General features: G+C 67.1%; 16 protein-coding genes. 6 read left to right on the forward strand and 10 right to left on the reverse strand.

Annotated features, from left to right (window positions below):
- The first annotated feature begins 43 nt into the window (after positions 1–43).
- Positions 44–232 (forward strand): hypothetical protein, encoded by a 189-nt coding sequence (locus AC3FNH_RS26270; RefSeq protein ID WP_488722145.1) that lies wholly within the window; start codon positions 44–46, stop codon positions 230–232.
- Positions 233–286: 54 nt separating this feature from the next.
- Here the strand turns inward: AC3FNH_RS26270 and AC3FNH_RS26275 are convergent, their stop codons facing one another.
- From AC3FNH_RS26275 to AC3FNH_RS26290, 4 genes are all read right to left on the reverse strand, one after another.
- Positions 287–1,234, reverse strand: a complete 948-nt coding sequence (locus tag AC3FNH_RS26275) for a pseudouridine-5'-phosphate glycosidase (RefSeq protein ID WP_488722146.1) — start codon at positions 1,232–1,234, stop codon at positions 287–289.
- A 136-nt stretch (positions 1,235–1,370) separates the two neighbouring features.
- Positions 1,371–1,922, reverse strand: coding sequence for a BON domain-containing protein (locus AC3FNH_RS26280; protein WP_276102750.1), 552 nt, complete (start codon positions 1,920–1,922; stop codon positions 1,371–1,373).
- Between the two features lie 401 nt (positions 1,923–2,323).
- Positions 2,324–3,730, reverse strand: a complete 1,407-nt coding sequence (fumC, locus tag AC3FNH_RS26285; protein WP_276102751.1) for a class II fumarate hydratase — start codon at positions 3,728–3,730, stop codon at positions 2,324–2,326.
- Between the two features lie 350 nt (positions 3,731–4,080).
- Positions 4,081–4,431, reverse strand: coding sequence for a four-helix bundle copper-binding protein (locus tag AC3FNH_RS26290; RefSeq protein WP_224081108.1), 351 nt, complete (start codon positions 4,429–4,431; stop codon positions 4,081–4,083).
- Between the two features lie 267 nt (positions 4,432–4,698).
- On the opposite strand from AC3FNH_RS26290, the gene AC3FNH_RS26295 reads away from it, so the two are divergent.
- The gene (locus AC3FNH_RS26295; protein ID WP_276103361.1) at positions 4,699–5,085 is read left to right on the forward strand and encodes a hypothetical protein; all 387 of its coding nucleotides are present in this window, start codon (positions 4,699–4,701) and stop codon (positions 5,083–5,085) included.
- Here the strand turns inward: AC3FNH_RS26295 and AC3FNH_RS26300 are convergent.
- Positions 5,079–7,070, reverse strand: coding sequence for a sensor domain-containing diguanylate cyclase (locus AC3FNH_RS26300; protein WP_488722147.1), 1,992 nt, complete (start codon positions 7,068–7,070; stop codon positions 5,079–5,081). The two genes, AC3FNH_RS26295 and AC3FNH_RS26300, sit on opposite strands and share 7 nt — an antisense overlap.
- A gap of 292 nt (positions 7,071–7,362) precedes the next feature.
- Between AC3FNH_RS26300 and AC3FNH_RS26305 the strand changes: the two genes are divergently transcribed.
- A complete protein-coding gene (locus AC3FNH_RS26305; protein WP_488722148.1) occupies positions 7,363–10,599 on the forward strand; it encodes a bifunctional diguanylate cyclase/phosphodiesterase in 3,237 nt (1,078 codons plus the stop codon).
- A 77-nt stretch (positions 10,600–10,676) separates the two neighbouring features.
- Here the strand turns inward: AC3FNH_RS26305 and AC3FNH_RS26310 are convergent, their stop codons facing one another.
- Positions 10,677–11,006 (reverse strand): PadR family transcriptional regulator, encoded by a 330-nt coding sequence (locus AC3FNH_RS26310; RefSeq protein WP_276102754.1) that lies wholly within the window; start codon positions 11,004–11,006, stop codon positions 10,677–10,679.
- A 485-nt stretch (positions 11,007–11,491) separates the two neighbouring features.
- Here AC3FNH_RS26310 and AC3FNH_RS26315 point away from each other — a divergent pair, with 485 nt between their 5' ends.
- The gene (locus AC3FNH_RS26315) at positions 11,492–12,403 is read left to right on the forward strand and encodes a DMT family transporter (protein ID WP_488722149.1); all 912 of its coding nucleotides are present in this window, start codon (positions 11,492–11,494) and stop codon (positions 12,401–12,403) included.
- A gap of 3 nt (positions 12,404–12,406) precedes the next feature.
- Here AC3FNH_RS26315 and AC3FNH_RS26320 read toward each other — a convergent pair whose 3' ends face one another.
- Positions 12,407–12,658: a hypothetical protein gene (locus AC3FNH_RS26320; protein WP_276102756.1), complete on the reverse strand. Its 252-nt coding sequence runs from the start codon at positions 12,656–12,658 to the stop codon at positions 12,407–12,409.
- A gap of 31 nt (positions 12,659–12,689) precedes the next feature.
- Positions 12,690–13,130, reverse strand: a complete 441-nt coding sequence (gene fur, locus AC3FNH_RS26325; protein WP_276102757.1) for a ferric iron uptake transcriptional regulator — start codon at positions 13,128–13,130, stop codon at positions 12,690–12,692.
- A 590-nt stretch (positions 13,131–13,720) separates the two neighbouring features.
- Between fur and AC3FNH_RS26330 the strand changes: the two genes are divergently transcribed.
- The gene (locus tag AC3FNH_RS26330) at positions 13,721–16,363 is read left to right on the forward strand and encodes a bifunctional diguanylate cyclase/phosphodiesterase (RefSeq protein ID WP_488722150.1); all 2,643 of its coding nucleotides are present in this window, start codon (positions 13,721–13,723) and stop codon (positions 16,361–16,363) included.
- 49 nt (positions 16,364–16,412) lie between these two features.
- On the opposite strand, the gene AC3FNH_RS26335 is transcribed toward AC3FNH_RS26330, so the two are convergent.
- A complete protein-coding gene (locus AC3FNH_RS26335) occupies positions 16,413–17,321 on the reverse strand; it encodes a LysR substrate-binding domain-containing protein (protein ID WP_488722151.1) in 909 nt (302 codons plus the stop codon).
- 173 nt (positions 17,322–17,494) lie between these two features.
- Here AC3FNH_RS26335 and AC3FNH_RS26340 point away from each other — a divergent pair, with 173 nt between their 5' ends.
- On the forward strand, positions 17,495–18,514 hold the full coding sequence (locus AC3FNH_RS26340) for a DUF1338 domain-containing protein (protein WP_488722152.1): 1,020 nt from the start codon (positions 17,495–17,497) through the stop codon (positions 18,512–18,514).
- A 794-nt stretch (positions 18,515–19,308) separates the two neighbouring features.
- Here AC3FNH_RS26340 and fusA read toward each other — a convergent pair.
- A complete protein-coding gene (gene fusA, locus AC3FNH_RS26345) occupies positions 19,309–21,417 on the reverse strand; it encodes an elongation factor G (RefSeq protein ID WP_276102761.1) in 2,109 nt (702 codons plus the stop codon).
- Positions 21,418–21,681: the final 264 nt, after the last annotated feature.

Here is a 21,681-nt window from a genome sequence, read left to right on the forward strand (position 1 = left end):
CAGGCTGGCTGCCCTGCGTACAATGCGGGGCTCGACTCCTGGGATGATGTCCGTGAAGAAAACCGACCTGGAAAAAAACAAGGGCCTGAAGATTGCCAACAACATGAAGCGGGCAGGCGCCAATCGTGCCGGCTCCCTGCCGAAGACGAAGGGCCAGCAGAATGCCGGCAAGACCGGATTGCTCGGCAAGCTGTTGGGCAAGGCGCTGCCGCCGGAGAAGGCGGAGGACTGAAGTGCAGGCTTCGGCGCGTGGGCGTGGATGCGCGGCGGACCGTACTCAGATTACTCAGACCGGCCCGGCGCCGCGTGCAGCCCGGGCCAGCGCCAGCGCAAGCCGGGCGCCGACTTCGGCATTGTGTTTCACCAGCGCGATATTGGTCGCCAGGCTGCGGCCGCCCGTGAGCGCCTTGATGCGCGCCAGCAGGAACGGCGTCACGGCCTTGCCCGTGATGCCTTGCGCCCGCGCCTCATCGAGCGCCTGCTGCGTCCATGCGTCGATGTCCGCTGACGACATCGCCGCCGCTTCCGGCACCGGCGTGCTCAGCAGCACGCCGCCCGCTAGCCCGAGATCCCATTTTGCGCGGATAAAGCGCGCCTGTCCGGCGGGATCATCCAGCCGGTAGTCCGCGCGAAAGCCGCTGTCGCGCGTGTAGAACGCCGCGACATTGTCCTGTTCGCAACTGAGCACGGGCACGCCATGGGTTTCGAGATATTCGAGCGTGAGCCCGATATCGAGGATCGACTTGGCGCCCGCGCACACCACGGCCACCGAGGTCCGCGCGAGTTCCTGCAGGTCGGCCGAGATATCGAAGGTCTCCTGCGCGCCGCGGTGCACGCCGCCGATGCCGCCGGTCACGAACACCTCGATGCCGGCCAGCGCCGCGCAGATCATCGTGCCCGCCACGGTGGTGGCGCCAAGCTCGCCGCTGGCCAGTACGGCTGGCAAGTCGCGGCGGCTCACCTTGTGCGCTTCACCGGAACGGCCGAGCCGTTCGAGTTCATCGTCCGACAGGCCGATGCGGATGCGCCCGTCGATCAGCGCGATCGTCGCGGGCTCGGCACCCAGAGCGCGGATCACCGCTTCGACCTCGCGTGCCGTGCGCACGTTTTCCGGGTAAGGCATGCCGTGCGCGATGATGGTCGATTCCAGCGCGACCAGCGGGCGCCCGGCGGCACGCGCGGCGGCCACGGACGCGCTGAAGGTCAGCCAGGAATGGGCGAGGTTGGAATCCATGTCGGTGTAGCTTCGCCGGGTTGCGGGGGATGGGTGATTATGGGGGTTGTCTTGCTTGGCAGGCACGTTGCAACAAGAATCTGGCCTCCGTTGCATAAATTCGTCCGCGTAATCGACATGGACATGGTGATCCAGCCTAAGGCACCGACCTGTCGACCGCACCGGCTTTCATACTGCCCTGCGATGCCTTGCGAAACTGCGCATAAGGCACTCCCCGCTCCGGATGCGCAGTTGTTTCATCGATGACGCGCTCGACATCGGGAACCTCGCGTAACGCGGCCATGAACTGCGCCATCGGAAAGTCCGGTGCCACGCAGCCCTGGACCAGCATCCAACGCTGCCACACCGTCACCCACAAGGTACTCTGTCGCCATCCCGGCAGGTTGGCCGACAGCCATTGCAGCCGGCGGCGCGTGCTGTCGGCAATCTCCTCGTCGTAAGCGAAAGCGTTTGGCAGGCGGCAGCGCCCTTCCAGCCAACAGTGGTTGCCGTGTTCGACGCGGTGATGGGATTCTCGCTTCCACTCGGCTTCATTCACGCGCGGGCCGGCGGGTTCCGGGCAATCGGGAATTGCAGCGGAGACCTGGAAGAACGGGTCATGACCACGGTTCTGCAGGTCGTCCTCGGCATGAATGCCCGGCGTCACCAGCATCAGTGCGCACAGCATGCCGCAGTAGTCGAACTTCATCGATGTCCTCCTGACCGCCGGTGCTCTCGCATTCCGCCACTGTTCAGCGACCGCGGGGAAAGAATGGGCCTACTTGCCGCTGCGCTTGCCACCGATGCCGACCTTGCCGCGTCCGACCTTCCGATGCGGTACACAGGGGCGCAGCCTCTTTCTGGAGCCAGCCGTCAACGTGACGTGCTCCGCAGGGTAGCGGGTTGTTCTATGCAGCGCGACCTGATAAGCAGGATGGCCCGGATCTATGCGCTTGATAGCTGGCATGGTTGGCACCTCCTCAAAGAACTCTGGTTCGAAAAGGTACGGAGTGAAAGAGATAGTCAGAGGTAGCCGCCCTGAAGGCACAGGGCGTGATCTGATGACGGATGGGACATCGCATCGTCGGGTGCGATGCCCGTCTCCATGCCCTACACCTCCCTGGTCATACCCTTCAGGTCAATCCACGCGGCAAACTGTTCCTCAGTCACGTGACCGGACGCGATCGCCGCCTCGCGCAGCGACAGGTTGCGCTTGACCGCCAGCTTGGCGATCTCGGCGGCCTTGTCGTAGCCGATATGCGGGTTGAGTGCGGTCACGGGCATGAGCGAGCGTTCAAGCAGCTCGGCAATGCGCTCGCGGTCCGCTTCCACGCCTTCGACCATGTGTTCGGCGAAGCTCGACGCGGCATCGGCCAGCAGGGTCACCGACTGCAGCAGGCTGTAGACGATCACCGGCTTGTACGCATTGAGTTCGAGCGTACCCAGCGCATTGGCCAGCGTGACCGTGGTGTGGTTACCGATCACGCGGCAGCACACCATCGCCAGCGCTTCAGCCTGCGTCGGGTTGACCTTGCCGGGCATGATCGACGAGCCCGGTTCGTTGGCCGGCAGCTGCAGCTCGGCAAAGCCGGCGCGCGGGCCGGAGCCGAGCAGCATGAAGTCGCGCGCGATCTTCAGGAACGAGGATGCCGTCGTGTTGAGCGCGCCGGACAGGTCGGCCAGCGCATCGTGCGCGGCCTGCAGCGCATAGCGGTTGGGCGCCGGCTCGAACGGCAGGCCGGTATAGTCGGCCAGCGCCCGCGCGAAGGCGGCGGCAAACCCGGGCGGCGCGTTCAGGCCGGTGCCCACTGCCGTGCCGCCCTGCGCGACGGGCATCGCGCGCAGCATGGCCTGCTGCAAGCGCGACTGCGCGTCGGCCACCTGCGTCATGTAGCCCGAGAATTCCTGGCCCAGGGTCAGCGGCACTGCGTCCTGCAGGTGCGTGCGGCCGACCTTGACGATGTCGGCGAACGCATCCACCTTGCGCGCGAAGGTCTGCTGCAGGAGCTCCAGCGCGGGCAGCAGCTTCTGCTGGATCGCGCGCGTGGCGGCGATGTGCATGGCCGTGGGGAAGCTGTCGTTGGACGACTGGCTGGCGTTGACGTGGTCGTTCGGGTGCACCGGCTTCTTGCTGCCTACCTGGCCGCCCAGCAGCTGGATGGCACGGTTGGAGATGACCTCGTTGAGATTCATATTGGTCTGCGTGCCCGAACCGGTCTGCCAGACCGACAGCGGAAACTCGTCGGGCCACTGGCCTTCGATCACTTCGCTGGCGGCGTGTTCGATGGCGCCGGCCAGTTCTTGCGGCAATACGCCCAGCTCGCGGTTGGCGCGCGCGGCGCATAGCTTGAGGACGGCGAACGCTTCAATCAGCGCGGGTGGCATCTTTTCATTGCCGATGCGGAAATTCTGGCGCGAGCGTTCGGTCTGCGCCCCCCACAGGTGATCGGCGGGGACTGGCACATCGCCGAGACTGTCTTTTTCAATGCGGGTGGCGGAGGAAGACGGTGCGGACATTGACAAGCTCCTGGCAACGGGGAGAGAGGGAGACCGGTCATGGCGCGGCATGGCCGCCTATGGCCGTCCTCTAGGATAGTGCTTCATGGTTTCCGGCAGTTTCGCCATTCCCCTGCCGCCAGCATGCTTATCGCCCGGCTCGGGTTCTTCTTCATGGTGGCGCGCATGGGCAGCCTGACCCCGGCCGCCAGGCGCCCGGGCCTGTCGCAGCCGATCATTCACGGCGCAGATCCGCGCACCGGAAGAGGCCGATGGCGTCGAGCCGGCCGGTTGGAAAGCGCCGGGCCGGCTAGCAGAGATCGCGTGATGCGGCCGGCCCGTTCCTGGCGCCGGCCCGCGGCATGCGACGGCTAGGCCGTCATCTTCAGGCAGGCTTCCATGCAAGCCGCGCAGGCGCGCGCGCACTCCTGGCAATGATCGGCGTCGTGCCGCTCGCACTCTTCCTTGCACCACTTGCAGACTTCGGCGCAGTCCTCGCAGACGAGCGGGGCGAATTCGCTGTTGCGCAGCATATAGGACGCGGCCAGTTGCGCAATGCCGGCGCAGTCCATGTCCAGCGCGATGCAGCGCGCCATCTTGCGCACGTCGGGCTCTTCCAGGCATGCCGCGGCGCACTTGAGCGCGGCGGCGGCACAGGCATTGCAGGCGGCAATGCAGTCGGCGTAGCGGCGGGCGTTTTCCTGCACGGTGGGTCGGATCATGGGAGCGTCCTCCTTGGGGGATCGGTGACGGGGACAGGTACAGACCCGCGGCGGTGACGGCAACGGCGGTCGCGGGCAACCGTTATCCACAATAGCAGGCGCGCACGCGTCCTGCCGGGAAGGGTTTGCTGCACAGCAGTGATCTACAATGCCGCCTGCGCCGCACAACCGATTGCGGGAATGGTCATGGCGGTGGCACTTGCCCCCCTTGGCCGTGCTCTAATCGGAAAGACGGCATTCCACAAGCGGCAGGAAAGGACGGACATCATGGGCGAGGCAAAACGACGGGGTACGCCCCAGCAGCGGGCTGAAGAAGCGCGTGCGAAGAAAGAGGCCTTGCGCCCGGCGCAACTGGTCTGCGGCCACTGCAAGACTGCTTTCCAGGAATTTGACGAGCTGGACGTGCCCGGGCTGCCCGGCATCGACGCCGTTTTCGGCGGGCAGTGCCCGGCCTGCGGCAACGACGTGGTCGTCTTCAAGGGCGAGTCGAACGCCGTGGCCGAGGCGATGATCGCCTGGCAGAAGATGCTCGGCGCCGACGCGCAGCTGGGCTACCAGTCCAGCGACGGCCGCCATGTGTCGTATGAGCCGGGCAGCGATGGCGGCGAAGATCCCGGTGGCGCGGGCGGCACACCGCGCGGCACGGTTCACTGAGCGCTGTCGACGGTGACCAGTTCCGGCGGGCCGATCTCGTAGCGGCCCCGTCCGGCGCCCTTGGCGCGGTACAGCAGCACGTCGGCCAGGCGCATCAGTTCGCGGTCCTGGGTCGGGCCGCCGTCGTACAGCGCCACGCCGATGCTGACGTCGATGTCGGCGAAGGTGCCTTCGAAGTGAAAGCGCTGGCCCACCGCGCACAGGATGGCGGTGGCCACGCTGCGGGCCGCGGCCGCGTTGCCGACGCCTTCCAGGATCACCGCGAATTCATCGCCGCCAAGGCGCGCCACCGCGTCCTGCTTGCGCACGCAGCCCAGCACGCGCTTGGCAAAGGCCTGCAGCAGCAAGTCGCCGGCGGCGTGCCCGTGGATGTCGTTGACGGCCTTGAAGCGGTCCATGTCCAGGTACAGCAGCGCCATCCTGCCGCCGGTTTCGCGGCAGTTCGCCATGGCATGCTGGAGCCGGCTTTCGAACGCGCTGCGGTTCAATAGCTGCGTCAGGTGGTCCGTGCTGGAAATATGCGACAGGCGCATGGTCTCGAGCTTGCGTGGCGTAATGTCCTGCACGTGGATATGCACGCCGACCACTTCGCTGCCGTCCGCGCTCCATTCGGGGCGGTAGCTGGTTTCCATGCAGCGGTACTCGGGATCGTTGTCTTCGGACTCGAATGTCACCACGGCCCCGGCCAGTGCGCGTTGCAGATAGGGCTGGGCCCTGGCATAGCGTGTTTCGCCCAGCACCTCGCGCACGGTCATGCCGCGCAGTTCCTCCGGTGTCAGGCCGAAGGTGTGTTCATAGGCGATGTTGTTGAACACATAGCGCTCGTCCGTATCGATAAAGGCCAGCAGCGACGGCAGCGTGTCGGTCACGGCGCGCAGGCGCCGCTCGCTGCGGCCCAGTTCCTGGCGCCGGTCGCGCACGTCGCGCATGAGGCGGGTGAACGCGCGCGCCAGGTCGCCGATCTCGTCGCGGTGCTGCCGCGACGGCAGGCGTTCGAACGCGGACAGGTCCGAAGCACTGTCCCTGACCACCTCATGCAGCCGCATGAGCGGCGTCAGCAGGTAACGCACGGCCAGCCAGATGGAGGCGGCCACCAGGACCAGCGCCAGGCCGGCCAGCATCAGCAGGCGCTCCTGCATGCGGTGCAGCGGTGCGTAGGCCTCGCGCGCGGGCAGCAGCGCCACGAGTTCCCAGCCCGTGGTCGACATCAGATAGCGCGAGACCACCGGGCGCGTGGGCGTCAGGAATTCGAACAGCGCGGCGCGGTCGTCCTGGCCGCAGGTATCGCCGATGGCGCGGGCGGGCTGGCGCGCCTGCGCCGGGTCGGGATGCTGCACGTAGACGGGGCGGCTGCCCGCCGAGACAAGGCAGTAGAAGCCAGTGGTTCCCAGCCGGTTGTGCAGTACCTCCACGAGGAAGTTCGAGCTCGACAGGTCGAGCCAGCCGCCCACCAGGCCGGCAAACTGCCCTTGCGCCGAAATGACCGGCACCGCCACCATCACGCCAAGGCGGTCATTGATGCGCCCCCGGATCGGTGGGCTGACCACCGGCGTGCGCGTGCGTGCCGCTTCGCGGAAATAGCCGCGGTCGCCGACCTCGGCGAACACCCCGCCGTCGCCCAGCGCGGTGCCGCGCGCGTCGACCACCATCAGCGCGTTGAACGCGCCGGGAACCGGGACGGCGCGCCTGACCTGCATCATTGCCTGGGCCAGTGCGGCGTGCCCCTGCGCGCCGTGCGCCGTGGCAAGCAGGCCGCCAAGCTGCCCGGCCTGCTGCGTCAGCAGCATGATGCGGTTTTCCATGGCGGTGTCGAGCTGGTCCGCGGACAGCTTGACGATCGAGTCCTGCTCGTCCTGGAGCACGTCATGCAGGTCGCGGTGCGCCGCGTACAACGACGTGAGCACGATGCCGGTGCCGAACACCGCGGCCAGGACCGTGGTGATCAGCGCGATACGCGCTTTCAGCGTGGGCAAGAGGACGGGCATGCGGGGGCGAGGTTCGGAAATCGGCTTGCCGCGCGGGGCCGGGTCCGGGCAGGCGGGGCGCACGGCGGAACGCCTGCGGCACAACCCTACCATACCCGGCGCGGTCACGGCAGGCAGGCAATGTGCGGGGATTGACATAGCCGGCACGCTGGACTTGCGGACGGCTGTCCTTTTTCATGGCGGGATGCGTGTGGATCCGGACTGTGCGCGCAGGGGCGCGCCAAGGTATAGTGCCCCGTTGCCTGCAAGGCGCGGGCGTGCGCCGCGCGGCCATCCACGAACTCCGTCCGCCATGAAACTGCGTTTGCCATCGTCCGCCGTGCCCGCCTTGCTCGCGCTGCTGGTTGCCGCGGGTGGCACGCTGTTGACGGCCACCGCCTGGCAGCAGGCGGCGCAACCGGAGCAGCACCTGGCGCAGCAGCGCTTCGACGCGCTGCTGGCCGATACCGCGGCCGCGCTGCGCGCGCGGCTGCAGGAGAACGACCAGTTGCTGCGTGGCGTGGCCGCGCTGATGACGGCCAACCCGGCCACGTCGCGATCCCAGTGGCGCAACTACCTGTATGCGGCGCAGTTCGACGAGTTGCCGCCCGGCACGCAAGCCGTCGGCTATGCACCGGTGGTCCGGCGCGACGGCGTCGCTCGCCTGGCCGCCGCCGCCCATCGCGACGGCCTGTCCGATTTCAGCATTGCGCCCGCGGAGGTGCGCGATGTCTACGTGCCCGTCTTCTATATCGAGCCGTTGGCCGGGCGCAACGCCCGGATGCTGGGTTTCGACATGCTGTCCGAGCCGGCGCGCCGTGCCGCGCTGGAGGCCGCGCGCGACAGCGGCGAGCCGCGCGCCACCGCGGGGCTGGAGCCGATGCGCGAGGCCGAGTCCGCGACGCACCAGCTGGGCGCGCTGGTGGTCCTGCCCGTGTATGGCAGCGGCGAGGCGCTCAACAGTGTCGAAGACCGGCGTGCGGCGGTCATTGGCTATGTCTATGCGTCGCTGCGCCTGGGCGACCTGATGCGCAGCGTAACGGGGCGCGCCGCCGACGAGCTGGTGCTGTCGCTCCATGAAGGCCCCGCCAGCGCGCACGGCAAGCTCGTGTCGGGCGATCTCACCGATGGCGAGCGCCGTGACGACGGCCATCTTCCGATGCTCGCCACCGACCGGCAGTTCGACTACGGCGGACGGACGTGGACCTTGCGGGCGGCATCCCGCCCCGCGTTTGAAGCGGTCCACGGCACCGACCGTGCCCGCATGACTGCCGCCGCTGGCGCGCTGGCCACGCTGCTCATGACGCTGCTGACCTTCATGCTGGCGCGCCAGCGCGCGGCCGCCAGGCAGGACGCCCTGGCAGCCGACAGCCGCCGCGCCGCCGACCATGCCATGCTGCAGGCATGCATGGCGTTGGCTTCGGACGGATTCCTGGTGACCGATGCCGAGGGCAAGGTGATCAGCGCGAGCGAACGCGCGGCGCATTGCTTTGGCACGAGTGCCGACGAACTGCGTGGCCGGGCGCTGGCCGATCTGGTGCCGGGGGTTGCCGGCATCGCCATGGCGTCGGTAGCGCCGTCCGGGCAGGCCACGGCCCAGCGCGAGCTCGAGGGCGTGCGCGCCGACGGCAGCCGCTTCCCGCTGCGGGCCGGCATGGCGCGTCTGCCCGGCAACGGGTCCGGCGAGCCCGCCCGCTCGCTCTGGATCCTGACCGACCTCGATGAACTGTGGCGCGCGCGCCAGCAGGCCGCCGTGCAGGCCGGCCGCTACGCGAGCCTGGCCGACCACGCGCCCATGTGTGTCATCACCTTCGATGAGGACGGGTGCATCACCGGCATCAACCGCGCGGGCCGGCACATGCTCTGGTATCCCGAAACCGATCCTGGCGCGGGTATGCGCTACGCCGACCTGTACGTGGCCGACGAACTGGCCGAGCGCGCGCGCGAACTCTCGCGCGAGCTCGGGGAATCCGTCGCGCCGGGACTGCCGGCGCTGGTGGCGAAGGCGCGCCTCGGGCTGGTGGACGAGCGCGAATGGACGTGGCTGCGCAAGGGCGGCTCGCGCCTGCCGGTACAGGTGACGTTGCGCACCTTGCCCGCCGAAGAAGGCCAGCCGCGCGAGTACCAGGCCATCGCCTGCGGCCTGACCGAACGCCACCGCGTGGACGAGTACATCCGCCACCTGGCGCTGCATGACGCGCTGACGGGCCTGCCCAACCGCGCCGAACTGACCGAGCGCTGCGAAGCGCTGCTGCTGCACGGGCGCCGCCACGGCGAGCGCGTGGCCCTGCTGCTGCTCGATCTCGATCACTTCAAGCACATCAACGAATCGCTGGGCCATCCGGTCGGCGACGACGTGCTGCGCACCATCGCCGACCGCCTCAAGGCCGCGGTGCGCCAAGGCGACCTTGTCGCGCGCATGGGCGGCGACGAGTTCGCCGTGGTGCTGAGCGGGCTGCGCCAGGACAGCGAGGCCGAACTGGCTGCCTCGAAGATCCTTGCGCGGGTGTCCGAGGAGCTCGAGATCCACGGGCAGCGGCTGCGGGTGACGCCCTCGCTAGGCATCGCGATGTTCCCGACCGACGGCGAATCGCTGACCGACCTGCTCAAGTCGGCCGATGCCGCCCTGTACGCCGCCAAGCAGGGCGGCCGGGCGCAACAGCGCCGCTTTTCCAGCGAGATGGGCGAAGCGGCGCTGGCCCGTCTCACCATCGAGGGGCTGCTGCGCCGGGCGCTCGACGAAGACGAGTTCACGCTGCGCTACCAGCCCATCGTCGACGCCACCACGCTGGCCGTGGCCGGCGTGGAGGCGCTGATCGCCTGGCAGACGCCGGAGCGCGGCACGATGTCGCCGTCCGAGTTCATCCCGATTGCCGAGCAGTGCGGCCTGATCGGGGCGCTGGGCGAATGGGCGCTGGCCACGGCCTGCCGCGAGATCCAGGCGCTGCGCGTAGCGCTGGGCCGCGATATCGAGGTGGCCGTGAACATCTCGCCGCTGCAGTTGCGCCAGGCCGGGTTTCCCGACGTGGTCGCGCGCTGCCTGCAGCAGACCGGACTGCCGCCGGCCAGCCTGGTCATCGAGGTCACGGAGGGCATCCTGGTCGATGGCGGCGAGACCACCATCGACACTTTCCACCGGCTGCGCGAACTGGGCGTGCAGCTGTCGATCGACGACTTCGGCACCGGTTACTCGGGCCTGCACTACCTGACGCGGCTGCCGATCAACCGGCTCAAGATCGACAAGTCCTTCGTCGATGACGTCGCCACACCCGGGCATGACCAGGTCGTGGCGGCGGCGATCATCACGCTCGGCCACCAGCTGCACCTCAAGGTCGTGGCCGAAGGCGTGGAGACCATGGCGCAGTTCGAGTTCCTGCGTGCGCAGGGCTGCGATGCGCTGCAGGGCTACCTGTTCTGCCGCGCGGTGGGACCCGACACGCTGCGCGAGGTGCTCGACAGCGGCTTCGAGCGCATGCTGCCGGCCGATGCCTGGCGCGACGGCGCTGCGGAGCCCGCCGGACGCGCCACCCACCCAAGAATCAGCCGGTAGCCGGGCGTCTTCAAGAGCACGCAGAAACGGGTACGCCGTGGTGGCAAGGAAACGCCGCAATGGCGGCGCAAGGGAAATCAGGCCTGAGTCGTAGAGGGATTGCCGACGGCTTCCGCGCCGGGCGAGTGCAGTCGACGGTAGAGGTCGTCGATGCGTTCACGGCTGGCGCGCAATTCTTCGCGGCCCTGCTCGGTGAGCAGGTAGACGCGGCCGATGCCGTCGCGCAGCACACTCTGCAGGTAGCCTTCCATCTGCAAGGCCCGCAGCAGCGGCCGCACCGTGCCGATATCGACCTGGAAGCCGTATTCCATCAACATTTCTGCAAGCATGGCCACGGTAGCCGGGACTTCCATGGCGAACTGCAGGACGTAAACGCGGGCGAGCAAGCCCAGGAACTGTCGTTTCATGTGGCAGGCAACGCGGAACGGGGAGGGCCGGTTGACGCAAGGTTGACAATGTGAAGCATGCGCGGCCGCACGGACGTCACAACAACCTGCTGGCATGCCGGCATGGCAAGCTTGCGCCTGCTTCCGGCAAAAAAGAAGCCGCCAGTTGCCTGGCGGCTTGTCGGGAATGCGTCGGAGGGGTCAATTAACTCTGGCGCAGACCAGATTTTAATTTGATCGAAGTCCGCTTGTCACGCGCCTGTCGCATATTCCCCCCTAGCGAGGGGTATGACTGAAAGCCAGCTGCAAGGTCATGTAACGAACTCGCCACCAGATCGACCAATTTCCGCGACGAACCGGGGTGATGATCGAATTTTGTGATCATTTTGCCGCATCTCGGCCATCGACCAATGCCTGGTGCGCCGCCATGGACAGGTCCGAAAACGGCTTGCGGCAGAGCCGGCGCGGACGTCTAATCCGCCCATGCCATGGCAAGTTACCCAACCATGAAACCCGCCGATCTCATTCGCCTGCTTTCGCTGGCCGCTCTCTGGGGCGCCAGCTTCCTGTTTATCCGCATCGGGGCGCCTGTCCTGGGACCCTTGCCGACCGCCTTCGTGCGGGTGCTGATTGGCGCGGTCACGCTTGCCGCCTGCCTGCCCATGCTCGGCTTGCGCTGGAATATGCGCGGCAAGTGGCGGGCCGTGCTCACGCTGGGCGCGGTGAACTCCGGCATCCCGTTCGTCATGTACGCCATCGCGGCGCTGTGGCTGCCGGCCGGATACTCGGCCGTGTTCAACGCGATGACGCCGCTGATGGGTGTGCTGATTGGCGCGCTTTTCTTTGCGGAGCGCCTGACGCGCGCCAAGGCGGCCGGCGTGGTACTGGGCATTGCTGGCGTGGCAGTGCTCACGCGCACCGGGCCTGTGGCGTTTTCTGTGCAGGTGCTGTTTGGTGCAGTGGCCTGCCTCGTGGCGACGGCTTGCTATGGTCTGGCCGGCTTCCTGACCCGACGCTGGATCACGGAACGCGGCGGGCTGGACAGCCGCCTTGTGGCCGCCGGCAGCCTGGTCGGGGCCACGTTGTTCCTGCTGCCGTTCAGCCTTGGCGCGCTGGTCCGGCACAATACGCTGCCCGATGCCGGGACCGGGGTCTGGGCCGCCATGCTGGGGCTCGGCGTGGTCTGCACGGCGCTGGCCTACATTCTCTATTACCGGCTGATCGCCGACCTGGGCCCGGTGCGGTCCCTGACGGTCACCTTCCTGATCCCGCCCTTCGGCATGGTATGGGGCGCCTTGTTCCTGCACGAATCGCTATCGTGGGCGCACCTGGCGGGCAGCGCCTTGATCGGTGCCGCCGTTTGGATGGTGCTGCGCCCGCCTCGGCCGGTGCCGCGGCCGGAGCCGGCGCGCGGCTGAGCTTCAGCTGCCGGGAACGACGTTGTAGCGCTCGCGCGCCAGCATCACCACGCGCCGCGCCTGGCGCAGGTTGCGCACGGCATCGGCTTCGGTGCGCTCGGGGAAATCCACCTCGGCGCTCCAGTTGCAGCCGGTGTGGTCCGGCCGGTGCACGCACATGGCGCGCAGCTGGCAGTCCTGGCAACCCGGTTCCTGCCGCAGGCAGAGGTTGAGCAGGCGCTTCAGTTCGGACAGGGGCTTGGTCAGTCGCTCCACGGTCGGCTCTGCTAACGGCGCGCCACGCGTGTCAGCCGGCCGGCTGCTCGGCCCGGCATTGCGGGCAGATGCCATACAGCACCAGCATGTGTTCGCGCAGCGCGAAATCGTTGTCGGCGGCGACCTGGCGCTGGCGCTGCTCGATCCGTTCGTCGCGGAATTCCTCTACGCGTCCGCAGTTCATGCAGATCAGGTGATCGTGGTGGCCGCCTTCATTGAGTTCGAACACGGCGTGGTCCGACTCGAAGCTGTGGCGCAGCAGGATATCGGCCTGGACGAGCTGGTTGAGCACGCGGTACACGGTCGAAAGCCCGGCGTCGTCGTCCTGGGCGAGCAGGATGCGGTAGACATCTTCGGCGCTCAGGTGGCGCCGCTCGCAGGTACGGAACACGTCCAGGATACGCACGCGGGGCGACGTAGCCTTGAGGCCGGCGCGCTTGAGGTGGGCAGGATCGGACTTCACGGTTGGCATGGCATGCGGCTGCGAGCGCCGTCGGCGCACGGCGTTGGGAAATCTGCGGAAATCGGGCAGGAAGACGTCCGGAACGCCCTTGCGGTGCGTCCCGGACGTGGCGCCGTATCTGCACGGCGCGCGGAATAAAAAGGCGGCCTGGCTTGTCGACGGATGACGCGATCGGGAAAGCGGGGTCTGGTTGCTTTCCCGACCATCCGGCGACTGGCTACTGCCAAACGCTCCGCGTTACGGAGCGGTCCCCACAAAAGTCGGTAACAGGATGCCGCCAGGCGGCGACGATCCGGAAATTCTCTCCGGCGGGCCTGCTCGTTCCACCGCGTACCGCGGCGGTGCCAGGCTGGCCGGCTGGTCTGGACGGCGTTGCTGTGTCGTCAGACAGTGATGTGATAGTAAATGGGAATCGATCTCATTACAAGGGGAATTTTGAGTTTTTTGCCGAGGAGGATTTTCAGGCAGGGTCGCGCTTGCCCGGTCCGACAGCGCCTGCTGTGAGCACGGGACTAGAGTGCGTGCTGCTTGTCGGGTTCGCTGACCTCGACTAGCCTCCTATCCATGTCGATTCTTCGCTGCGCTGCGATACCCATTTGATGCCACAACGCTCGACCCCCCGATATGGCAAGGCGCTGCAGCGCCTGCGCCAGGTCTTTTCCCCGTTGAACCTGGGGGCTGCGGCGTGGCTGATTGCAACATGGGCGTTTGCGGCATTTCAGCTCGTGAGCGAGCGGGACCGCTTGCTGCACGACGCCGCGCAGCGTACCCAGGCGGAGGCCCAGGCGTTCGGCGCGTACTCGAAATCCAGCATCCTGCGGCTGTCCGAATTTCTTCTCGACCTGCGGGCCAGCTGGCTGGCCGGCCAGCCGGGGTTTATCGACATGGTGCATGAGCGGGAGAACCTGGTGGTGGACCTCTCGTTCCAGGTGTCGGTGATCGACAAGCATGGCCTGCTCATCTATTCGTCCATCGCCCCGCCCGTGCCTGGCGAGAAGGTCGATCTGAGCGGGCGCGAGCATTTCCGGGTCCATCAGGACGCGGGCGGGCGCGACATGCTGTTCATCAGCGACCCGGTGAAGGGCAAGGTCTCGCGCAAATGGTCGATCCAGTTCACGCGCCCCATCCTGCGCGCGGGCAGCTTCGACGGGGTCATCGTGGTTTCGGTCAGTCCGGAGCAGTTCGCCAGCTTTGCGCAGACGTTCACCAACCGCGGTGGCGAAGTGGCGTCGGTCATCAAGACTTCTGGCCAGGTCATTGCGCGTGTGCCGGCGTTGGAGGGCACGCTGGCCAGGGCAGTCAGTAACCGGCCGTACCTTGCCAGCGGGTCGCCCCCGTCCGGTAGCTACCGGGCGATGTCGGGCTCCGAAGGCGTGGAGCGGGTCTTCGGCTATTACCGTGTGCCGGAGTTCGGGCTTAATTTCGTAGTGGGCGAGTCGGTCGGCAAGGTGCTGGCGCCCTACGAGGTCTATCGCCGCATTGCCCTGGCCGGTGCCATGGCTTCCACGCTGCTGCTTGGCCTGCTGTACTACAGCCTGCGCCGCTCCATGGCGGAGCGACGCCGCCATATGGAGGAGATGCGGCTGGCTTCGCTGGTCTATTCGTCCAGCAGCGAAGCCATGGTGGTGACGTCGCTCGACGGCACCATCATCGACGTGAATCCGGCCTTTGCCGCCGCCACCGGCTATACAGTCGAGGAGATCAGGGGCCGCTCGGGCTATAGCGTCAGTGGGTCAGGCAATGCGACAGGGCTGGTCGAACGCCTGCGGGCCACCGTGGCAGCCAAGGGCAGCTGGAGCGGCGAACTCTCGATCCGCCGCAAGGACGGCAGCGAGTTTCCCGCCTACCTGACCGTGGATACCTACCTGGCCCACGCGTATGGCGAGCGCCGACGCGTTGCGCTGATCCATGACATGACCGAGAAGCGCCAGGCGGAGGAAGTCATCCGGCACCAGGCGAATTTCGATGCGCTCACGGACCTGCCCAACCGCCGCCTGTTCTTCGACCGGCTGGAGCAGGAAATCGAGCGTTCGCGCGCCAAGCAGGATGAGCTGGCGCTCCTGTTCATCGACCTGGATCGCTTCAAGGAGGTGAACGACACCCTCGGCCACGACCAGGGCGACCTGTTGTTGCTGGAGGCGGCGCAGCGCATTGCGGCATCGGTGCGCGCGACGGATATCGTGGCGCGGCTGGCCGGCGACGAGTTCACCGTGATCCTGCCCGCGGTGGGCGATGCCGGCGTTGCCGGGGACATTGCCCAGGCGATCCTGGAGCGGATTGCCGCGCCTTACCGCCTGGCCGGCGAACTGGTGGTGGTGTCGGCCAGCATCGGCGTGGCGACCTGGCCCAAGGACGCCGACAACGCCGAGGCCCTGCTGGTGTGCGCCGACCAGGCGATGTTTGCCGCCAAGGAGGAGGGCCGCAATCGCTGGAAGGTCTTCACCCAGGCGCTGCTGCAGGCGGAGCGGGAGCGCCTGCGCATCACGCAGGACCTGCGCACGGCGCTGGCGTCCGGGCAGTTCGCGCTGCACTACCAGCCCATTGTCAATCTGCGCACGGGCAAGGTCTGCAAGGCCGAGGCCCTGATCCGCTGGGACCATCCGGTGCGCGGGCCGATCCACCCGGCCGATTTCATTGCCGTTGCGGAGGAATCCGGCCTCATCATCGACATCGGCCGCTGGGTGCTGACGGAAGCGCTGGACCAGCTTGCGCGCTGGCAGGTGGTGTTTGGCAAGGACTTCCAGATCTCGGTCAACAAATCACCCGTGGAGTTCTGCGCGCCCGCGAACGGGCCCGAGTCCTGGTCCAGCATGATCGAGCGCAGGAACGTGCCGGTGGGCAGCCTTGTCATCGAGATCACCGAAGGCTCGCTGATGGAACAGAACGCCGATGTCATGGACCAGCTCTCCCGCTTCCAGGCGGCCGGCATCGAGATCGCGCTCGACGACTTCGGCACCGGCTACTCGTCCTTGTCGTACCTGCGGCGCCTGGACATTGACTACATCAAGATCGACCAGTCCTTCATTCGCTCGCTGACGCGGGGCCCGGACGACGTGGCCTTGTGCCGCGCCATCATCAGCATGGCGCATGCACTGCGCATCCGCGTGATTGCAGAGGGCGTCGAGACCGAGTCGCAGCGCGACATCCTGGTGGCTGCCGGCTGCGACTACGGCCAAGGCCACTTCTTCTGTGCGCCGGTGGATGCCAGCGCGTTCGAGGCCTTCATGAGCGCTGTGACTTGAGGCGAGCGGCGTTCCGGTTGTGTGGTACCGGGGTTGCTTGACCCTGCGGCTAGGCCGCTGCCGGCGTCTCGCGCGGCAGTCCCAGGATCCATTCGCGAAACGTCTCGAGCGCTTCCGACGGTGGCTGGCCCTCCGGGTAGGCAAAGTAATAGCCCTGCTGTTCATCGAGCACGCGTTCCACGGGTACCACGAGTTCTCCACTGCGCAGTTCGCGTTCGACCAGCAACCGCGGCGCCAGGCCGATGCCGAGCCCGGCCGCTGCGGCGGCGGTCATCATGGTGAACAGTTCGTAGCGCGGCCCGCGCGAGGCGGCAATGCCGTAGTCCCAGCCTTGCGCCGCATACCAGTCGCGCCACGCGTGGGCACGCGTGCTCAGGTGCAGGTGGCGGCAGCGCGCCAACGCGGCTGCGTCGGGGGCGGGGTTCTCCTCGAGGAAGGCCGGGCTGCAGACGGGCACCACGCCGCCTTCGCGGAAGATCATGCCGCCGCGCGTGCCGGGCCAGAACTGGTCGCCGAAGTAGATCGCGGCGTCATAGGCGCACTCCTGGAATGCAAACGGCTGCGAGCGCGCGCTCAGGTTGACCGTGATGTTCGGGTGCCGGCGGGCAAAGTCGGGCAGGCGCGGGATCAGCCACTGCGTGGCGAAGGTCGGCACCACCGCCAGTTCCAGCGTGTAGCCCATGACGCGGCCCACGGTGATTTCCAGCGTGTCGCGCTGCAAATGGTCGAGATGGCGGCGGATGCGCGCCGCGTACTCGCGGCCCGTGTCGGTCAGCACCAGGCGCCGGCGCACGCGCGTGAACAGCGCCACGCCCAGGCGCTGCTCCAGCATCGCCACCTGGCGGCCCACGGCGCTTTGCGTCAGCGCGAGTTCGCCGGCCGCGCGCGTGAAGCTGCCCAGCCGCGCCGAAGCCTCGAAGGCCTGCAGCGCGCCGAGGTTGGGGATGTCGTTTCTCATGGGGATTGATGCGGGGATGACAGCGGGCGGCGCGGGGGGCGACCAGTATAGCGCCCGCGCCGGAGCGGGTCTTCGTGCGCCGCACGCACAATGTTGTGCGGATTCCGCGCTTGTCCGCGCCACCGCGGCGCCACTATCCTGCCCCGGCCACTCACGCATCCCGCAACGTTCCCATGCATCCAAATATCGCCACACTGCTGTCCGCCAACCTTGGCGAAGCCCGTAGCCGCCACCTCCTGTCGCTCGTCAGCGTGCCCGATGGCCTGCCGGCCGATGCCGAAGGCCGCGCCACGCGCGCCCAGATTGCACAGGCCCTGAACATGGTGCTGTTCTCGGGCATCCTCGACCGGGTGCCCGCCGGCCGGGCCTACACCGACGATGTCGCCGCCGCCGGCGGCAAGGTGGTCTTCGACCACGGCGCGCTGCGCACCGTCAAGTGGCGCGACAATGGCGCGCTGCCCGAAGGCGAGGCCGCGTTCACGCGCCTCCTGCGTCCGCTGGGCTACCGCCTGAACGGCACCTATCCGCTCGACCGCATCGGCATGACGGGGCGCTCCTATGCCCACGCCGACGCGTCCGAAGGAATCGCCCAGTTCTTTGTCAGCGAGTTCCATCCGGAGCGCTTCAGCGAAGCCTTCCGCCAGGCGGTCAGCGGCGTGACCGGCAGCTCGGCCGATCCGCTCACGGCGCGCGCCCAGACGCTGCTGTGGCAACTGGAGCGCGATGGCGTGCTGGCGGTTGCCGATGGCGCCGAACTGATTGGCCTGCTGGTGCCATGCTTCGAGCGCCAGCACGACGTGCCGCGCCTGGCCGACTATGAGACCCTGCTGCGCGAATCGGCCGAGATGGCGTGGATCGCCACTGAAGGCAATGCCTTCAACCACGCCACCGACCGCGTCGACGACGTGTTCGCGCTGGCCGAGCAGCAGAAGGCGCTGGGCCGGCCGATGAAGGAGAAGGTGGAAGTCTCGGGCAGCGGCCGCGTGAAGCAGACCGCGTTCCGGGCCGGCACCGTGCGCCGCCGTTTCATCGGCGCGCAGGGCGAGAGCGTCGAACGCGACGTGCCGGGGTCGTTCTATGAATTCATCACGCGCGACCGCTTTGCCGACACGCCCGCGGACAGCGCGCGTTATGACCTGGGGTTTGACGCCGGCAATGCGCAGGGCATTTTCAAGATGACAGCGGCGGCCTGACGGTGAGATGGGAAGGGTTCTTTGCTGGATTGCGGGGAGTGGGTAAGGATGGGGGGGTCGTGCTTGGCATGCGCCGCTGTTTCGCCGGCGTAGCCGGCGAGTCACTTTTTGTCCGAGCGACAAAAAGTAACCAAAAAGCGCGTTTACTTGCCCTAGCGGGCGAATATTGATCGTAGTGTGCTGCGGGTGTTGTACGGGGATGGGCTTCAGAGTGTGCCCGGCTGCCTGCCGCGTGGTGCGCGTCCGCCGGTAGGCTTTCAAGCAATGATTGAACGAGCCCCGAAACTGTCCGTGGCCCCTGCTGCTACCGCCATCGTGTAATCGCCTTCGGCTGCGCTACGCGCAGAGCCCTAGTCTGAGCACCCAGGCCGCAGGCAAACCGCGCCACAGCGAAGCAGAGAAACCGAACCGTTGGCACTGGCGACGATGATGCCCCGCGCACACCGACTAGGGCGCGCGCGCAGCGCAGCCGTAGGCGTCCCACCACTGACGCTATTGGAACGCTGTACCCGAGCCCTACATGGGGATCGTACAAGAGCAGGTTATCGCAGGCACTGGTTCTGAATCACTATGCGTAGCAGGTCGAACGAGCAACCAAGCATCGCGAGACCAAAGCCGCTTGAAAACAAGGAGCGCATCGTTGATGGCCAGCCGCCAGGCGACGCGCTTCTTGCCTACTTCTTGTCGCTCGGACAAGAAGTAGGTCGCCGGCTACGCCGGCGAACCAGCGGCGCCCGCCAAGCACGCCAGCGCTGCCATCGCGGCCTTTGTCCTTGGCGTGGCCATACCAGCCACTACGCCACCCGCTTCGCATTAATCACCGCCTCCGCCACATTGCCCGGCGCTTCGGCGTAATGCTTGAACTCCATCGTAAACGTCGCGCGGCCCTGCGTGAGCGAGCGCAGCGACGTGGAGTAGCCGAACATCGTCGCCAGCGGCACCTCGGCGCGCACGACCTTGCCGCCGCCGCCAGCGATCTCTTCCATGCCGTGCACCATGCCGCGCCGTGACGAGAGGTCGCCCATCACATTGCCGGTGAATTCTTCAGGCGTTTCCACTTCCACCGCCATCATCGGCTCGAGCAGGATTGGCCTGGCGCGCTTCATGGCCTCGCGGAAAGCCATCGAGCCGGCCATGCGGAAGGCATTCTCGTTCGAATCCACGTCGTGGTACGAACCGAACACCAGTGTGGCCTTCACATCGACGACCGGATAGCCGGCCAGCACGCCGGCAGTCAGCGTTTCACGAATGCCCTTGTCCACCGCCGGAATGAACTCGCGCGGGACCACGCCGCCCTTGATGGCGTCGACGAACTCATACCCGCCGCCGTGCGGCATGGGCTCGACGTTGAGCACCACGTGGCCGTACTGGCCGCGTCCGCCGGACTGCTTGATGAACTTGCCCTCGACATCCTTCACCGCCTGGCGGATGGTTTCGCGGTAGGCCACCTGCGGCTTGCCCACCGAGGCCTCCACGCCGAACTCGCGCCGCATGCGGTCCACCAGGATCTCCAGGTGCAGTTCGCCCATGCCGGAAATGATGGTCTGTCCGGATTCCTCGTCGGTCGTCACGCGGAAGGACGGGTCTTCCTGCGCCAGCCGGTTCAGGGCGATGCCCATCTTCTCCTGGTCCGCCTTGGTCTTCGGCTCCACTGCCTGCGAGATCACCGGTTCCGGGAAGCTCATGCGTTCCAGGATGATGACCTTGTTCGGGTCGCACAGCGTGTCGCCGGTGGTGGCTTCCTTCAGCCCGACCGCCGCGGCGATATCGCCGGCGCGCACTTCCTTGATCTCCTGGCGCACGTTGGCATGCATCTGCAGGATGCGCCCCAGCCGCTCGCGCTTGGCCTTGACCGGGTTGTAGACCGTGTCGCCGGAATTGACCACGCCCGAGTACACGCGGAAGAAGATCAGCTGGCCGACGAACGGGTCGGTCATGATCTTGAACGCGAGCGCCGAGAATGGCTCGTCGTCGCTCGGATGGCGCTCGGCCTGGCGGTCGTCCTCGGTATGGCCGAGGATGGCGGGCACGTCGGCGGGCGAGGGCAGGTAGTCGATCACCGCGTCCAGCATGCTCTGCACGCCCTTGTTCTTGAAGGCGCTGCCGCACAGCATGGGCACGATTTCGTTGGCGATGGTGCGCTTGCGCAGGCCCTGCTTGATCTGCGCCTCGGAGAGCGGCTCGCCGGCGAGGTATTGCTCGAGCAGCTTCTCGTCGGCCTCGGCGGCGGCCTCGATCATCTTGTCGCGCCATTCCTGGGCGATCGGCAGCAACTCGGCCGGGATGTCCCGGTACTCGAAGCGCACGCCCTGGCTCGCATCGTCCCAGACCACGGCCCTCATCTTGACCAGGTCGACCACGCCCTGGAAATGGTCTTCCGCGCCAACCGGGATCTGGATCGGCACGGCGCGGCCCTTGAGCCGGTCGGCGATCTGGGTCTGCACGCGGAAGAAATCCGCGCCGACGCGGTCCATCTTGTTGACGAACGCGATGCGCGGCACGTTGTACTTGTTGGCCTGGCGCCAGACCGTCTCGGACTGCGGCTGCACGCCGCCGACCGCGTCATAGACCATGCACGCGCCGTCCAGCACGCGCATGGAACGCTCGACCTCGATGGTGAAGTCGACGTGCCCCGGCGTGTCGATGATGTTGATGCGGTGCTCGGGGTAGTTGCCGGCCATGCCCTTCCAGAACGCCGTGGTGGCCGCCGACGTGATGGTGATGCCGCGCTCCTGCTCCTGCTCCATCCAGTCCATGGTCGCGGCGCCGTCGTGCACTTCCCCCAGCTTGTGGTTGACGCCGGTATAGAACAGGATGCGCTCCGTCGTCGTCGTCTTGCCGGCGTCGATATGGGCACTGATGCCGATGTTGCGGTAGCGCTCGATTGGGGTTTTGCGGGACACGGTGAACTCTCCGGGATGACACCAATGAAATAGAGTAGCACCTGCCGCGGAACCCCGTTTGTCCCTGCGCGCGGAAGGGGCAGCCGTCGGGGGCCATGCATGCGTGTTGTCGCCAGCAGGCGGCAAGCCGATGAATCCGAAGCCCTGGCGGCCTATAAAAGCAAGGAAATTGCTGCGTCGGCAGGAGATTCATCTGCATTGCGGTCCCACCGCATATCGGCGCCGGAGCGCCTGCCTATACTTGCCCGCTCGTGCCCCGCGTCT

The organism is Cupriavidus sp. 22TCCZM01-5, assembly GCF_057798915.1.

Coding starts and splice junctions, on each gene's coding strand:
- fumC (WP_276102751.1), bottom strand. CDS start 3,730: ATGTCCGCACCGTCTTCCTCCGCCACCCGCATTGAAAAAGACAGTCTC.
- AC3FNH_RS26335 (WP_488722151.1), bottom strand. CDS start 17,321: ATGAGAAACGACATCCCCAACCTCGGCGCGCTGCAGGCCTTCGAGGCT.
- AC3FNH_RS26300 (WP_488722147.1), bottom strand. CDS start 7,070: ATGCCCGTCCTCTTGCCCACGCTGAAAGCGCGTATCGCGCTGATCACC.
- AC3FNH_RS26340 (WP_488722152.1), top strand. CDS start 17,495: ATGCATCCAAATATCGCCACACTGCTGTCCGCCAACCTTGGCGAAGCC.
- AC3FNH_RS26330 (WP_488722150.1), top strand. CDS start 13,721: ATGCCACAACGCTCGACCCCCCGATATGGCAAGGCGCTGCAGCGCCTG.
- AC3FNH_RS26295 (WP_276103361.1), top strand. CDS start 4,699: ATGGGCGAGGCAAAACGACGGGGTACGCCCCAGCAGCGGGCTGAAGAA.
- AC3FNH_RS26315 (WP_488722149.1), top strand. CDS start 11,492: ATGAAACCCGCCGATCTCATTCGCCTGCTTTCGCTGGCCGCTCTCTGG.
- AC3FNH_RS26310 (WP_276102754.1), bottom strand. CDS start 11,006: ATGAAACGACAGTTCCTGGGCTTGCTCGCCCGCGTTTACGTCCTGCAG.
- fur (WP_276102757.1), bottom strand. CDS start 13,130: ATGCCAACCGTGAAGTCCGATCCTGCCCACCTCAAGCGCGCCGGCCTC.
- AC3FNH_RS26270 (WP_488722145.1), top strand. CDS start 44: ATGATGTCCGTGAAGAAAACCGACCTGGAAAAAAACAAGGGCCTGAAG.
- AC3FNH_RS26305 (WP_488722148.1), top strand. CDS start 7,363: ATGAAACTGCGTTTGCCATCGTCCGCCGTGCCCGCCTTGCTCGCGCTG.
- AC3FNH_RS26280 (WP_276102750.1), bottom strand. CDS start 1,922: ATGAAGTTCGACTACTGCGGCATGCTGTGCGCACTGATGCTGGTGACG.
- AC3FNH_RS26275 (WP_488722146.1), bottom strand. CDS start 1,234: ATGGATTCCAACCTCGCCCATTCCTGGCTGACCTTCAGCGCGTCCGTG.
- AC3FNH_RS26290 (WP_224081108.1), bottom strand. CDS start 4,431: ATGATCCGACCCACCGTGCAGGAAAACGCCCGCCGCTACGCCGACTGC.